The organism is Arthrobacter burdickii (genome assembly GCF_030433645.1).
GTDB classification, from domain to species: domain Bacteria; phylum Actinomycetota; class Actinomycetes; order Actinomycetales; family Micrococcaceae; genus Arthrobacter_D; species Arthrobacter_D burdickii.
Genome location: NZ_JAROCG010000001.1, coordinates 1,494,226 through 1,507,772, shown reverse-complemented (window position 1 = coordinate 1,507,772; position 13,547 = coordinate 1,494,226). Strand labels below are relative to the sequence as shown.

The window sequence follows — 13,547 nt, the reverse complement described above, 5'->3', positions numbered from 1 at the left end:
GTCAGGATTCCCGGCCGGATGCTGCGGACTGCAGTCCGGAGGCGAGCTCACGGTGGATGGCCGCGGCGGTGCGCTGCCCCATCCGGATGGCGCCGTCGACGTGCTGGTAGCCCTCGGCCGCGATGTCCGAGCAGGACCAGTAGATGGGGCCGACCGGCGTGCGCTGGTCGCGTCCGTAGCGGTGCAGGCCACCGAGGTCGTAGCTCGACGCGTACGCGCCGCGCGTCCACTCCTCCGAGGCCCAGTCGGACTCGTAGTACACCTCGGGTTCGAGCGCCTGGGGGCCGAGGAAGCCGGCGATCGAGGCGAGGATCCGTTCGCGGCGCTCGTGCGGGGCGAGTTCGAACATCGCGTCGGCCTTCTCGTCCGAGATGAAGCCGACCAGGGTGCCGCGAGGGTCCTCGTGGTTGGTGTTGTCGTAGACCTCCTGGACGATCGAGTCGGCGCTGAACCCGGTTCCGGAGAGGCCTTCCTCGCGCCAGAACGGCGTGGCGTAGACGGCGTGCACCTTGATCACGAGCCCCAGAGACTGGTGCTGGTGCATCTGGTGCTGCCGGCGCGGCAGTGGCGGTTCGTAGCTGATGCGCGAGTAGAGGTTGGGCGGAACGGCGACGACGGCGTACCGTGCGTTGACCGTCGCCGTGTCCGAGACGACCGTCACTCCCTCGGCACTGTCGCGCCCGTCCATGCCGCTCCACCGGAGGGTGCGAACCGGGCTCGAGAGGACCACGTCCTCCCCCAGTTCAGCGGCCATGCGCTCGGACACGGACTGCATTCCGCCGATGACGCGCTTGTCGAGGATGAAGTCCTCGTCCACCAGGTTCGAGAACGAGCCGGCGGTCGCTGCCATGAGGATCGCCTGCAGCGTGGAGAAGGAGTGGGCGGGCTTGGTCAGCATGCCGCCGGCGATGAACAGGCCGATGTTGTTGCAGGCCTCCTCGTCGTCCGACTGCTGCCGCAGCCAGTGGTGGAAGGAGATGGTGTCGAGGGCGCGGGCGTCGGGGTGGTTCCAGGGCGCTTCGGGTCCCGCCTCCGCCACGAGGCGGTCCAGGAGGGTGATGAGGCGCTCCATCTCCTCCCGTGTGTAGTCGCTGACGGGGAACATCTCCCCGGTGTAGCGGACAGGCTTCCCATCGGGGCCGATGTAGACGGAGTCGCCCTCGCGGTAGCGGGAGAACGTCCCGAGGCCCAGTTCGTCGAGGAGCCCGATGAGGGCGGTCTGGTCCGGGGAGACCCACTGGCCCCCGACCTCGATGACGGCGCCATCGATGACGTCGGTGTGCGTCCTTCCACCCACGCGGTCCCGTGCCTCGATGACGGCGACCGAATGGCCGGCCTTCTTCAGTTCCCGTGCGGCGGTGAGGCCGGACGGCCCCGCTCCGATGACGACGACGTCGCGCTCGATGATCTTCACGTGTTCCTCCCGGGCCTGCATGACGCAGGCCACTAAATGAATGCCGTTCATTATTTCGCCCTACTATAGCCATGGGTGCCGCCGGAGGGAAGGGCGCGCCCGTAGAGTTAACGCCACCGCAACAGGGAGCAGGATCCATGACCGCAGCTTCATCGGCACCCCGGCGAGCGGGGCGGCCTCCACGCAGCGTCCTCTCGAGGGACCGCATCACCGCGGCGGCCCTCGACCTCATCGCCGCCGAGGGCTACGAGGGGCTGACCATGTCCGCCCTCGCCCGACGGCTGCGCGTGGCACCCTCGGCCCTCTACAACCATGCCGAGTCGAAGCAGGAAGTGCTCCGGTGGGTGCAGGACCATGTAATGACCATGGTGGATTTCAGCACTTTCGCGGACGAGCCGTGGGACGAGGCCGTCCGGCGGTGGGCCTGGTCCTACCGGGAGGTCTTCGCTCGGCACGCGCCCCTGATCCCCGTCATCGCCGTCCTGCCCGTGACGGATGCCGCAGAGACCCTGCGCATGTACGAGGAGGTGGCCCAGGGCTTCCTGCGGGCGGGCTGGCCGGAGGACCGGATCGTACCGGCAATCGTGGCGCTGGAGTCCTTCATCTACGGCTCGGCGCTCGACGTCGCCGCACCCGGCGACATCTTCGACTCGGGCACCCTGGCCCACCAGTTTCCCGTCTTCACCTCCGCGGTGCGCAGCGCGACCGATTCGGCGGGCGCCGAAAGCGCTGCCGACGCCGCCTTCCGCGCAGGGCTCGACGGCATGATCGCCGGCCTGCGCCAGCAGCTGGCGGCCTATTCGTCCTGACGCGCTATTCGTCCTGGCGCGCGGGCCGGACGAGCTATTCGTCCTGGCGCGCGGGCCGGACGAGCTGTCCCATCCGGTACGCGGTGGAGTGCAGCACGTCGGAGAACGTGTCGCTGTCGCTGTCGAGCCAGTCGGCCAGCGCGATCTCGAACACCAGCATGCCGTAGCGCGCCACCAGGCGTGCTTCACGTCCGCCCACGCCCTGCCCCGCGAGCGCCTCGGTGATGACCCCTGCGAGGAGGAGGTTCTTCAGCAGCTCGCGTTCGCGCAGGCCCTGGTCCGAGCCGATGATGGCCCGCCGGGCCTGCAGTGCCGGCCGCCAGCCCTCGAACGGCCCGGCTGCCATTGCCTCGAACCCGTGCATCACGATGCCGAGCGGTGACAGGAAGGCGGGAGCGCCCGCTACGAGGGGGGCGACGACGGCGGGGAGTTCCCGCTCCAGCAGGAAGAGCACCTCGCGCTTGTCCGGGAAGTGGCGGAAGAACGTGCGGGTGGTGAGCCCCGCGCGGGCGGCGATCTGGGGTACGGAGGTCGCAGCAAAGCCCTGTTCGGCGAAGAGCTCGAGTGCTGCGCGTTCGAGGCGCAGCGCGGCGTCCGGTGCCCATCGACTCATGCGCCCACCCTAGTCGATGACAGGGTATGCCATCACGACTGAGTGACGACATACCCTGTCATCATTTGATGCGTGAGCACTCGAAGGGGACGGACCCGGCCGTCTAGAGGCACTCCTCGATGGAGAACGGGCAGGTGCCCGGCTCCGGGCGCCCGTGGTCCGGCGTCGTGAGCCTACTGATTGCTAGAAGGACTAGCTTTACGGATGCCGAGCTAGCTGTTACGGTCTGAGGACGGTCAAGCAACGGCCTACCCCTTTTGTCGATTATTCGAGGTTCGTCATGTCTGTTGCCCCTCTCTCCCCAGCCCCCTCGCAGCACGCGGAGTACGGCTCCCGGAGCGCCTGGTCGGACCTGGACGCTGTGGACTTCGCCCCGGCGCCGGACTCGCCCGCGGCCCTCGGCCCGGTGGTCCCTGAGGTCCCCCACGACCTGTCCGCCGTGTCCACCCGCGAGCTCCGCGTCCTGTGCAACCAGTTGTACCGCGTGCTGGACACCGATTTCCCGCCCTTCGGCCTGCAGGAAGACTACGAAGCCGTGGTCGAAGTCCTCGCCGACCGCGAGGCCCGGGCAGCCGAACGCTCCGAGAGCGAGAAGCTGCGCGAGAAGTTCCGCGACAATCCCGTGAGCTCGCGCTTCGAGCTCTTCCACGACGGCACCATGGTGGGCTACGTGAAGTACGACCTGCGGGCGGGACGCATCCGCCTGCTGGAGACCGTCGTCGGTCCCGACCACCGCGGTGCCGGCCTGGAGCCCGTCCTCGTGCGGGAGGCCCTGCTGGACGCCCACCGCCGCCGCCTCGCGCCGATCCCGTACTGCAGGCACGCACAGGCCTTCCTGGCCGAGAACCCGCAGTTCCGGGCGCTCATCCCGGTCGGCTGACAGCCCTCCAACCAAACAAGGCCCGCAGCATCGCTGCGGGCCTTGTTTCGTGCTCGGTGGTCAGCCGGCGTTCACCGTGCGGATGGCGTTCGTCAGCACGTCGAGGCCGTCCGCCAGCAGCTCGTCGGTGATGACGAGCGGCGGCAGCAGGCGGACGACGTTGCCGTACGTTCCGCAGGTCAGGATGATGACGCCCTCGCGCAGGCATAGTGCCGCGATCGCCTTGGTCGCGTCGGCGTTGGGCGCCTTGCTCCCGGCTTCCACGAACTCGATCGCGAGCATTCCGCCACGGCCCCGGAGCTCACCGACGATACTGGCGTCGCCCAGCTCGGACTGCAGGGCGGCGAATCGCTCCGTGACCTGGGCCTCGATGTGCCGGGCCCGGCCGATGAGGTCCTGCTCCTTCATGGAGGAGATCGCACCCAGCGCGGCGGCGCACGCCACAGGGTTGCCGCCGTAGGTGCCGCCGAGGCCGCCGGCGTGGACGGAGTCGAGCAGGTCCGCCCGGCCCGTGATGGCCGAGAGCGGCAAGCCGCCGGCAATGCCCTTCGCCATCGTGATGATGTCCGGCACCACACCCTCGTGGTTCACCGCGAACCACTCGCCGGTGCGGCAGAAGCCCGACTGGACCTCGTCGGCGATGAAGACGACGCCGTTTGCCTTGGCCCACTCGGCCAGGGCCGGGAGGAAGCCGTCGGCGGGCACGATGAATCCGCCCTCGCCCTGGACTGGCTCGATGATGATCGCGGCGACGGACCCGGCGCCGATCTGCTTCTCGATCATCGTGATGGCGCGCTGCGCCGCCTCGGGCCCCGTGATCGCGGGATTCTCCTCGCGGAATGGGTAGCTCATCGGCACGCGGTAGATCTCGGGGGCGAACGGACCGAAGTTGGTCTTGTAGGGCATGGCCTTGGCCGTCAGTGCCATGGTCAGGTTGGTGCGGCCGTGGTACGCGTGGTCGAAGGCGACGACGGCGTCCCTGCCGGTGGCCAGGCGTGCCACCTTGACCGCGTTCTCCACGGCCTCGGCGCCCGAGTTGAACAGGACGGTGCGCTTCTCGAAGTCACCGGGGGTCAGCTCGTTGAGCTGCTCGGCGACGGCGATGTAGCCCTCGTAGGGCGTGACCATGAAGCAGGTGTGGGTGAAGTGCTCAGCCTGCTCCTTCACGGCCCCGACGACCGCGGGATCGGAGGCTCCGACGGTCGTCACGGCGATGCCCGAGCCGAAGTCGATGAAGGAGTTGCCGTCGACGTCGTGGATCACGCCGCCGTCGGCATCCGCGACGTAGACGGGGACGGTCGAGGCGACACCCTTGGCGACGACGGCGGCACGCCGGGCGGCGAGTTCCGTCGACTTGGGGCCGGGGAAGTCGCCGTTGATGCGGCGCTTCTGCTCGAGCCGGAAGCTCGGCGCGACCGCGCCGGAAGGAGTTGCGTACGTTGTCATGCGAGTTCCTTATCTAGACGGGACGATCAGACGTCCAGCACGCTCATGACGTGCTTGATGCGGGTGTAGTCCTCCACGCCGTACATGGAGAGGTCCTTGCCGTAGCCGGAGTGCTTGAAGCCGCCGTGCGGCATCTCGGCGGTGAGCATGATGTGCGTATTGATCCACACGGCGCCGAAATCGAGGTCGCGGGAAACGCGCATCGCGGTTCCGTGGTTCGAGGTCCAGACGCTGGAGGCCAGGGCGTAGTCCACGCCGTTGGCGAGCTCGACCGCTTCCTCCTCCGTGGTGAACGTCTGGACGGTGAGGATCGGCCCGAAGGTCTCCTGCTGCACCACGGGATCATCCTGGCGGGCGCCGGTGATGATGGTGGGTTCGAAGAAGTAGCCCTTCGTCCCCGCACGCTTGCCGCCGGTCGCGATGCTGCAGTGGGCGGGCAACGCGTCGACGACCGCGTTCACGGCGTTGAAGTGGTTGATGTTGTTGAGCGGCCCGAAGTAGTTCTCGGAGTCGTCCTCGCTGCCCGTCTTCAGGGTGGCGGTGTGGGCGACCATGGCGGCGACGAGGTCGTCGTGCGCCTCCTCCTGCACGAGCACGCGGGTGATGGCGGTGCAGTCCTGGCCGGCGTTGAAGAACGCGAACTCCGTGATCGCCTCTGCGGTCTTCGTGAGGTCGGCGTCGGCGAAGACGATGGCGGGCGCCTTGCCGCCCAGCTCCAGGTGTGCCCGCTTGAGGTCCTTGGCCGCGGCGGTCGCGACGGCGATCCCGGCACGCACGGATCCGGTGATCGACACGAGGCCGGGCACGGGGTGCTCGATCATCGCGGCGCCGGTCTCGCCCGTGCCGAGCACGACGTTCAGGACGCCGTCGGGCAGGATGCCCTGCGTGAGGCGCGCCAGCACGAGGGTGGACTCCGGCGTGGTGTCACTGGGCTTGAGCACGACGGTGTTCCCGGCGGCGAGCGCGGGGCCGATCTTCCAGATGGCCATGAGGAACGGGTAGTTCCACGGGGCCACCTGGGCGACGACGCCGATGGGCTCCCGTCGCACGAACGACGTGTGGCCTTCGAGGTACTCGCCCGCGGACTTGCCCTCGAGGATGCGCGCGGCGCCGGCGAAGAACCGCAGCTGGTCGGCTCCTGCGGCTACCTCCTCGGCCGCGATCATCTCGCGTACCTGGCCCGTGTTCCGATGCTGCGCCTCGACGAGCTCATCGCTCGCGGCCTCGACGGCGTCGGCGAGCCGGAGCAGCAGGAGCTGGCGCTGGCTGGGCGTGGTCCGCTTCCAGGTGGTGAAGGCGCGTGCCGCGGCCTGCATGGCGTCGTCGACGTCCGCACGGGTGGAGACCGGGGACTGGGCCACCACTTCCCCGTTGGTCGGGTTGACAATGTCCAGGAGTTCGGTCCCGGCCGGCGTCACGAACACGCCGTCGATGTAGTTCTGAAGGGTCTCAGCCACGCTGCAGTGCCTTTCACGAGGTGGAGTCCGCGGGCAATCCGGATGCAACCGGCCGCAGGTATCGAGACGACGGTACCGGGAGGAGGTAACCTCCGCCACGTGTATCTGCACAGCAGATACCGGAAGGTCCCGTGCAAAGGCACAGCCGCACGTAAGCTGGCTCCATGGCCATCACCCTTCCCGACCTCCTGTCCGATCCCGCCCTCGGACTCGTCGCGGAGGGCCGTTCCGAGGCCCCGGCCTCCTCCATCCAGTGGGTCGCGGTGACGGAACTCGAGGACCCCCGGCCTTTCCTCAACGGCGCGGAGGTGGTCCTCACCACGGGTGTGCGGCTCAAGACGGGGGCTGCGCAACGGGCCTTCGTGCAGCGGGTGCACGAGGCGGGAGCGCTGGCCCTCGGTTTCGGTGTCGGCCTCACCCATCGCAGAATCCCGCCGGCCGTGCTGGCGGAGGCGGACGACGTCGGCCTGCCCGCCTTCCGTGTCCCCTACGAGACCCCCTTCATCGCCATCGGCAAGAAGGTGGCCGACGCCCTGTCGGCAGACCACTACGCCGGCCTCGAGAACCTTCTGGAGGGGCACGCCGTCCTCGCATCGGCGCTGCTCGGGGCAGGAGGTCTCGGCTCCCTCCTCGGCGAGCTCGCCAGGATGCTCGGCACCGACGTCGCACTCTTCCAGTACGGTGCGCGCATCGCGGGCCCCCCGGACCCTGCCCGGGCGCGCGTGGATCCCCCCGAATGGCACCGGCTCCCGATCGCCACGGGTCTCAAGGACCGGTGCACCCTCGCCATCGCGGAACCCTACGGGCACGCGGCGATCGTCGACTATGCGCAGAGCCTGATCTCGGTCGAGCTCACCAACCAGGCCAGGAACCGCACCGGGGCGCGGACCGCGGCCGGCCAGTTGCTGGAGGACGTTATGCGCGGCACCCTCGCCGGGGCGGAAGCCGCAGCCAGGCTCGCCAGTTCGGGCATCGACACCTCGTCCCGGCACAGCGTGCTGATCGTCGACGTCGCGTCGGGGCAACGCCGTGCGCTGCGGACACTTCCCCTGCCCGACGGCTGGAACAATGCCGCCGCCGCACTCGTGGACGAGCGGCTCGTCCTCGTACTCCCGGCGGGCGCCGCACCGGAGCCGGCGGACCTGAGCCGGTACCTGCACGGCGCCGGGCTCACCTCGCGCATCGGGGTCGGCGGGACCTACGCCCAGCCGAACGGGCTGCGCTGGAGCTACTTCGAGGCACGCGAGGCGCTGCAGCGGGGCCAGTCGGTGAACCTCGCGGACCGGCTGAGCATCACCTCCCTGCTGATGTCGAGCGCCGATGTGCCCCTCGCCGACCTCGCCGGCGAGACCCTGAAACCGCTCGAGGCCTTCGACGAGGCGCACGGCGCGGGCCTCCTGTCCACCCTCCAGCGCTACCTCGACCTCGACGGCTCGGTCGCCGCCGTCGCCGCCGACCTGGACCTGCACCGCAACACCATCCGCTACCGGCTGCAGCAGGTCCTGACACTGACCGGGTACGACCCGGCGGTCACCGCGGACCGCGTCCACCTGTACCTCGCCCTCCGCGTGCGGGCACTCGGCTGACGCGACCGGCACCCGTTCGCAACATCCGTGCGCGGCGGCACCGGCGGGCGAAACCTCATGCGATAGTTGGACCTACCTACACCGGTCTCAAAGTTCTTCGGGGGTATACATGTCAGTGCTTCATGCCGACGAGTGGGACCTGGAGGAGCTCGCCCGCCAGACGGCCCTCCAGGACTACCGGCTTCCCTACGGCGAGACCGACGGCCTCCCTGTGGACAAGCGCGACTACGAGACTCCCCCGGAGCTCCTCAACCTCGTGAAGCTCGCCGTCCGGGTCAGCGGCATGGACGCGGGCGTCATCAACATCATCACCGCCGACCAGCAGCACCAGATCGCCGCCGTGGGAGTGGACGCAGGAGTCTGCTCGCGGGACGACTCGATGTGCTCGAAGGTCTTCCGGTCCGGCTCCATCACCGCGCTCGCCGACGCGTCCCTCGACCCGCGCTTCGCCGACAACCCCTTCGTCAACGGCCGCATCGCGGACGTGCGGGCGTACGCGTCCGTTCCACTCGTCACCGGGAGCGGGTACGCGCTCGGCACCCTCTGCGTCTTCTCCCTCCGGGCGATCGGCTTCGGGGTGGAACAGCGGGAAGGACTCGAGATCCTCGCCCGGCAGGTGGTCGAGGTCCTCGAACTGCAGCTCACGACGCGCCAGCTCGTCGAAGCCCTCGAGGTGGTGCGCCGCAGCAACGAGGACCTCGCGGGCTTCGCCGCGCGCGTCAGCCATGACCTGAAGAACCCCCTGACGGCGATCCTGGGCTACACGGAGCTCAGCGAACAGGACGATGACGTCGAACCTTCGGGACCGGCAGCACGCTACTTCAGCATCATCCGCGGCAGTGCCAGCCGGATGCTCTCCACCGTCGAGGAGGTCCTCGAGTTCTCCCGGATCGGCGGGACGATCAGCCGCCGGTCCGTACGGCTGGGCACGATGGTGAACGCCGTCCTGCAGGACGTCCTGCCGCTCAGCAGCGCCTACGACGCCGTCGTGACGGTGCAGGACGCGCCACTGCTGGTGGATCAGGCGCAGGTCACCGCACTCCTGCAGAACCTCGTCTCCAACGCCATCAAGTACTCGGCGGACGGCAGGCCTCCGCGGATCGAGGTCCTCGCGAGCGTCGGCGAGACCCAGGTGCTGCGCGTCGTCGACCACGGCAGGGGCATCCCTGCCGAGGACCGGACGAGGGTACTGGAGCCGCTCGTGCGCCTGCAGCGCGACGGTGATCCCGCAGGCACCGGCATCGGCCTCGCGACCTGCTCGCGGATCGCGGCAGCACACGGGGGATCGATCAGCCTGGCGGAGACACCGGGCGGCGGCACGACCGTGACCGTGGACCTCGGCCCCGCAGCCTGACGCGGGCGCACTGCGCGCCGGCCTCCTCGGGCTCCTGCGCCCCTTACCGTTCCTGCGACTGCAGCTGCTGGTTCCGGCCGGCGTACGCGAGCGGAAGACGGAAGGTGAACGTGGAGCCTTCGCCCTCGACGCTCCGGCAGCTGATGGTGCCGCCATGGCGCTCCACGATCGCCTTCGAGATGGCGAGGCCGAGCCCGACGCCGGGGATGGCCGCATTGCGTGCCGCCGAGGTCCGGAAGAACTTCGAGAAGACACCGCGGAGCTCCTCGGCGGACATGCCGCTGCCCTGGTCCGTCACACTGCACTCCACCTCGCCGTCGACCTCCGCGGCGCGGACCGTCACGCGTCCTCCGCCCGGTGAGTACTTGACGGCGTTCGAGAGCAGGTTGTCGAGCACCTGACCTATCCGCGACGCGTCGCACAACGCCACGAGGCCCGGCTCCGTGGAGTCCTCGAAACGCACCTGGGGGTTGATGTTGCGCTCCCTGGCGTTGGCCACGCGCTGGACGACCAGTTCGGAAAGGTCCGTGGGCACAGGCGTGATCTCCGGTGAACCCTCGGCCGTCGAGAGCAGGTCCACCACGAGCTTGTGCAGGCGCTCCGAATTACGCGACACCACCTCGAGGCCGGAGGCGACCTCGGGCTGGAGATCGGGCATGCCGGTGAGCAGTTCGAGGTAACCCCGGATCGCGGTCAGGGGCGTCCGCAGTTCGTGGGACACCGTGGCCACGAACTCGTCCTTCGCGTTCAGTGCGGTGACGAGTTCGGTGACGTCGTTGAACGTCACGACGGAACCCTCCCGGGAGCCGGCCTGGTTGGTCATCAGGCGCGACGACGTCGAGAGCACCCTCTGGTGGGGCCGCTCGCCCCACCAGAGCAGGTAATCGGAGAAGACCTGGCCCTCGGCCGCGCGCCGCGTCGGCCGCCGCGCCTCGGGCATGGCCGACTGGCCGTCCTGCTGGAAGATCTGGAGGTCCGCCTCGGGGGCGTCGCCAGTCCCGCCCGCAAGCGCCCGGAAGTGCTCGAGCTTGCGGTTCGTGAGCATGGGCCGGCCCGCCTCGTCCACGGCCATCAGCCCGATGTCCACGCTGTTGACCACGGTCTCCAGCAGACGTTCGCGCCGCGCGCTCTCCTCCAGGAGGACCTGCAGCGCGCGGTCCTTCTCCTCCACGACCGCCTGCTGCGCCATCATGCTCGCCGTCATGACACGGATGGTCACGCCGATGGCGAGCATGATGAACGGGAGGAGGAAGGACTGGGTCAGCGACTCGAGGCTGACCGCTGCACCGCCGACGAAGACGGGTGCCCAGACGATGCCGAGCGAGGCGAGGAAGCCCACCGCGAGGGCGGCGCGCGGGTAGAGCCCGGAGGCCGCCAGCCAGATGACGGGGAACACCGCCAGCAGGCCCACACCGGTGATGACGGTGCCGGCACCATGGCGCATGAGTCCGATGGGGACGAAATCGAGGAGCGGGATGACGAGGAAGCTGGCGTGAGGAAGACGGTGCCAGGGCACGAGCACGCACACCGCCAGCAGCACGACCTGCAGTCCCACGCCGACCAGGAAGGCCTGGCTCGCCAGGAGGTCCCGGTGGAACAGGAAGCCCCCGACGACGATGAGCAGGACGGTCAGGGAGAGCGGCAGCTGGCTCAGGACGACACGCATCCGGAGGGTCAGTTCGTGGAACTGCCTCGTGTTGAGCGTGAGGTGGGAGAGCACCCTGTCCATCAGTCGGCCATCCCCCTTGTCCGTCGTCGAGCCGTCCCGTTCCTGCAGGACGTGGCAGACGGACCTCCCGCGCCAGTGTCCACAGAATAGCGCGGGAGTCCCGGTATTACGGGTGCTGAAAGTGCCGCCGGGCCTCAAGATCACATCAAGTTCGGCGCAACAACCCGCCGATCGCGGCGAAGCTACGTTCTGCGTCCAGACGATCGCGCGGCGTAGCGTTTAATGAGGACCATGACTGCCGCCCCGGAAATACGCCGTGCACTGGTTGTTGAGGACGACGTAGATATTCGGGGCCTGCTCGTGCAGATCCTGAAGCGTGAGGGCTTCGAGGTGACCGAAGCCGCCACCGCCCGCGAGGGTCTCGAGAAGGCCCGCGCCGGTGCCGACCTCATCACGCTCGACCTCAACCTGCCCGACGGCGACGGCGTGGAGGTCTGCCGTGCTGTCCGCGAGTTCTCCGACGCCTACATCCTGATGATCACCGCCCGCACGGACGAGATCGAGCGCCTGACCGGCCTCGAGACCGGCGCGGACGACTACATCAGCAAGCCCTTCAGTCCGCGCGAGCTCGTCGCGCGCATCAACTCCCTCTTCCGCCGCCAGAGCCGCCAGGCGGCCGTCGACGTCGCCAACGCGGACGAGCGCCAGCGCGCCGCCGAGGTCCAGAAGAACCTCCTCCCCCGCGACAACCTGAGGATCCAGGACTACGAGCTCGCCGGACGGTTCCGGCCGTCCCGCAGTGTCGGAGGTGACTTCTACGACTGGTACGGCACGCCGGACGGACTGCACCTCACCGTCGCGGACGCGATGGGCAAGGGCATGGGTGCCGCGCTGATCGCAGCGACCGTCCGCGCGATCATGCGGTCCGTGGCGCCCCAGCCGAGCATCGAGACCGCCTTCGCGACGGCGGCGCGCGCCACGGAGGCGGACCTCGAGCAGACCAGCTCGTTCGTCACGCTCTTCCACGGGCGCCTCGATGCCGCCACCGGCGTCGTCGGCTATGTCGACGCGGGCCATGGCCTCGCACTGCACGTCGCGGCCGACGGTGGCGTCACGCGACTCTCGTCGGGGGGACCACCCGTGGGTGCCTGGCCGGACCAGGCGTGGCCGCCCGGTACGGTCAGCCTCCGGCCCGGCGACTCCCTGGCCATCGTGAGCGACGGCCTGCTGGACATCTATGAGACGGTGGACCAGTTCACGGAGGCAGTAGCCGGCGTCATCACGGCCGCCTCCAGCGCGGAGGACGCCTGCGCGGTCCTGCTGGACATGGCTGACGTGCCCGAGGTGGCCGACGACGTCACCGTCGTCGTCCTCCAGCGCCTGCTGGGCTGACCGGCGCCGGGGAGCGGCGCCGCTCCGAAACACCCAGGAATACTTCAGGAACACTTCAGGAACACTTCAGGAACGCGGACAGGGATCGGAAGAGGAAGTACACATGGAATTCACCACGCAGGACAAGGGACGCTACACCGAGGTGTCGGCCAGCGGCCGCCTGAACATGGTCGCAGCGCCCAAGCTGCGCGAGGTCATCGACGAGGTCGTCAGCGGGGGCGGCAAGCGGATCGTCGTCAACCTCGCGGACACCAGCTTCATGGATTCCTCCGGCCTCGGCGCGCTGATCGGCTGCCTCAAGCTCGCCCGGCAGTCGGGCGGGGACCTGCGCATCGCCGCCGTGCAGCCGCAGGTGAACATGGTGCTCGAACTGACCAGCATGCACCGCGTCCTGACACCGCACGCAACACCCGAGGAAGCCTTCCTCAATGACTGACATCCTGGCCCGGCGCACCCTCGAGAAGCCGGCCGACGAGCAGGCGATCGAGGACCTGCACGGCATCCTGGACCAGCTGTGGCTCGATGCGGCCTTCGTGCCCGCACTCGACCAGATGGCCTTCACCACGGCCGTGATCGAGGCCGCGAGCAACGTGGTGCAGCACGGCGTCCCCGAAGCCGGGTGCGACCTGCTCCTCGGAGTCGACCTCACCGTCGCCCCAGGACGCCTCCGTGCGGTCATCAGCGAGATCGGGGCCGCGGCGCTCGATCCGGTGCCCGACCTCGACGGACCACCCCTGGTCTCCGACCCGGACGAACTGCTCGAGGACTACGACGAATCCGGCCGCGGACTCTCGATGATCCGGGCACTCGTCACCACGGTCACGGTCGAGCGCCAGGGCGATACCAACGTGTGGGTCCTGTCGCGGGACTCCGGCGCAGGAAACTGACCCCTCGGGCCGTGCGTCAGGTGGGCGCCGGTGCGTTCCC

Annotated in this window: 12 protein-coding genes; 7 read left to right on the top strand and 5 right to left on the bottom strand. The window is 69.1% G+C overall.

Annotated features, from left to right (window positions below; all coding sequences use genetic code 11):
• Nucleotide 1: 1 nt before the first annotated feature.
• Nucleotides 2-1,465 carry a flavin monoamine oxidase family protein gene (locus tag P5G52_RS07005; protein ID WP_301225952.1) on the bottom strand — a complete coding sequence of 488 codons (1,464 nt, stop codon included), beginning with the start codon at nucleotides 1,463-1,465 and terminating at the stop codon, nucleotides 2-4.
• An 86-nt stretch (nucleotides 1,466-1,551) separates the two neighbouring features.
• On the opposite strand from P5G52_RS07005, the gene P5G52_RS07000 reads away from it, so the two are divergent.
• A complete protein-coding gene (locus P5G52_RS07000; protein WP_301225950.1) occupies nucleotides 1,552-2,223 on the top strand; it encodes a TetR/AcrR family transcriptional regulator in 672 nt (223 codons plus the stop codon).
• A gap of 34 nt (nucleotides 2,224-2,257) precedes the next feature.
• Here P5G52_RS07000 and P5G52_RS06995 read toward each other — a convergent pair whose 3' ends face one another.
• Complete coding sequence (locus P5G52_RS06995; protein WP_301225948.1) at nucleotides 2,258-2,836, bottom strand: TetR/AcrR family transcriptional regulator; 579 nt, start codon at nucleotides 2,834-2,836, stop codon at nucleotides 2,258-2,260.
• A 280-nt stretch (nucleotides 2,837-3,116) separates the two neighbouring features.
• Here P5G52_RS06995 and P5G52_RS06990 point away from each other — a divergent pair, with 280 nt between their 5' ends.
• Nucleotides 3,117-3,716, top strand: coding sequence for a GNAT family N-acetyltransferase (locus P5G52_RS06990; RefSeq protein WP_301225946.1), 600 nt, complete (start codon nucleotides 3,117-3,119; stop codon nucleotides 3,714-3,716).
• 60 nt (nucleotides 3,717-3,776) lie between these two features.
• Here P5G52_RS06990 and gabT read toward each other — a convergent pair whose 3' ends face one another.
• Together gabT and P5G52_RS06980 are read right to left on the bottom strand one after the other, a co-directional pair.
• Nucleotides 3,777-5,162 (bottom strand): 4-aminobutyrate--2-oxoglutarate transaminase, encoded by a 1,386-nt coding sequence (gene gabT / locus P5G52_RS06985; protein WP_301225944.1) that lies wholly within the window; start codon nucleotides 5,160-5,162, stop codon nucleotides 3,777-3,779.
• 26 nt (nucleotides 5,163-5,188) lie between these two features.
• Nucleotides 5,189-6,619, bottom strand: coding sequence for an aminobutyraldehyde dehydrogenase (locus P5G52_RS06980; RefSeq protein ID WP_301225942.1), 1,431 nt, complete (start codon nucleotides 6,617-6,619; stop codon nucleotides 5,189-5,191).
• Nucleotides 6,620-6,783: 164 nt separating this feature from the next.
• Here P5G52_RS06980 and P5G52_RS06975 point away from each other — a divergent pair, with 164 nt between their 5' ends.
• Complete coding sequence (locus P5G52_RS06975) at nucleotides 6,784-8,205, top strand: PucR family transcriptional regulator (RefSeq protein WP_301225940.1); 1,422 nt, start codon at nucleotides 6,784-6,786, stop codon at nucleotides 8,203-8,205.
• A gap of 109 nt (nucleotides 8,206-8,314) precedes the next feature.
• Complete coding sequence (locus tag P5G52_RS06970; RefSeq protein ID WP_301225938.1) at nucleotides 8,315-9,559, top strand: sensor histidine kinase; 1,245 nt, start codon at nucleotides 8,315-8,317, stop codon at nucleotides 9,557-9,559.
• A gap of 43 nt (nucleotides 9,560-9,602) precedes the next feature.
• On the opposite strand, the gene P5G52_RS06965 is transcribed toward P5G52_RS06970, so the two are convergent.
• Nucleotides 9,603-11,288 carry a sensor histidine kinase gene (locus tag P5G52_RS06965; protein ID WP_301225936.1) on the bottom strand — a complete coding sequence of 562 codons (1,686 nt, stop codon included), beginning with the start codon at nucleotides 11,286-11,288 and terminating at the stop codon, nucleotides 9,603-9,605.
• Between the two features lie 231 nt (nucleotides 11,289-11,519).
• Here P5G52_RS06965 and P5G52_RS06960 point away from each other — a divergent pair, with 231 nt between their 5' ends.
• The 3 genes from P5G52_RS06960 to P5G52_RS06950 all read left to right on the top strand — a co-directional run bounded on the left by P5G52_RS06960 (nucleotide 11,520) and on the right by P5G52_RS06950 (nucleotide 13,507).
• The gene (locus P5G52_RS06960; RefSeq protein WP_301225934.1) at nucleotides 11,520-12,620 is read left to right on the top strand and encodes a SpoIIE family protein phosphatase; all 1,101 of its coding nucleotides are present in this window, start codon (nucleotides 11,520-11,522) and stop codon (nucleotides 12,618-12,620) included.
• Between the two features lie 103 nt (nucleotides 12,621-12,723).
• Nucleotides 12,724-13,056, top strand: coding sequence for an STAS domain-containing protein (locus tag P5G52_RS06955; RefSeq protein WP_301225932.1), 333 nt, complete (start codon nucleotides 12,724-12,726; stop codon nucleotides 13,054-13,056).
• Nucleotides 13,049-13,507 (top strand): ATP-binding protein, encoded by a 459-nt coding sequence (locus tag P5G52_RS06950; RefSeq protein WP_301225930.1) that lies wholly within the window; start codon nucleotides 13,049-13,051, stop codon nucleotides 13,505-13,507. Before P5G52_RS06955 ends, P5G52_RS06950 begins: the two co-directional genes overlap by 8 nt.
• The last annotated feature ends 40 nt before the right edge of the window (nucleotides 13,508-13,547 follow it).

Excerpts from the sequence above, each read along its gene's own strand:
- P5G52_RS06950 (WP_301225930.1), top strand. The coding sequence starts at position 13,049 with ATGACTGACATCCTGGCCCGGCGCACCCTCGAGAAGCCGGCCGACGAG.
- P5G52_RS06970 (WP_301225938.1), top strand. The coding sequence starts at position 8,315 with ATGTCAGTGCTTCATGCCGACGAGTGGGACCTGGAGGAGCTCGCCCGC.
- gabT (WP_301225944.1), bottom strand. The coding sequence starts at position 5,162 with ATGACAACGTACGCAACTCCTTCCGGCGCGGTCGCGCCGAGCTTCCGG.
- P5G52_RS06965 (WP_301225936.1), bottom strand. The coding sequence starts at position 11,288 with ATGGACAGGGTGCTCTCCCACCTCACGCTCAACACGAGGCAGTTCCAC.
- P5G52_RS06990 (WP_301225946.1), top strand. The coding sequence starts at position 3,117 with ATGTCTGTTGCCCCTCTCTCCCCAGCCCCCTCGCAGCACGCGGAGTAC.
- P5G52_RS06975 (WP_301225940.1), top strand. The coding sequence starts at position 6,784 with ATGGCCATCACCCTTCCCGACCTCCTGTCCGATCCCGCCCTCGGACTC.
- P5G52_RS06955 (WP_301225932.1), top strand. The coding sequence starts at position 12,724 with ATGGAATTCACCACGCAGGACAAGGGACGCTACACCGAGGTGTCGGCC.
- P5G52_RS06960 (WP_301225934.1), top strand. The coding sequence starts at position 11,520 with ATGACTGCCGCCCCGGAAATACGCCGTGCACTGGTTGTTGAGGACGAC.
- P5G52_RS07005 (WP_301225952.1), bottom strand. The coding sequence starts at position 1,465 with ATGAACGGCATTCATTTAGTGGCCTGCGTCATGCAGGCCCGGGAGGAA.
- P5G52_RS07000 (WP_301225950.1), top strand. The coding sequence starts at position 1,552 with ATGACCGCAGCTTCATCGGCACCCCGGCGAGCGGGGCGGCCTCCACGC.
- P5G52_RS06995 (WP_301225948.1), bottom strand. The coding sequence starts at position 2,836 with ATGAGTCGATGGGCACCGGACGCCGCGCTGCGCCTCGAACGCGCAGCA.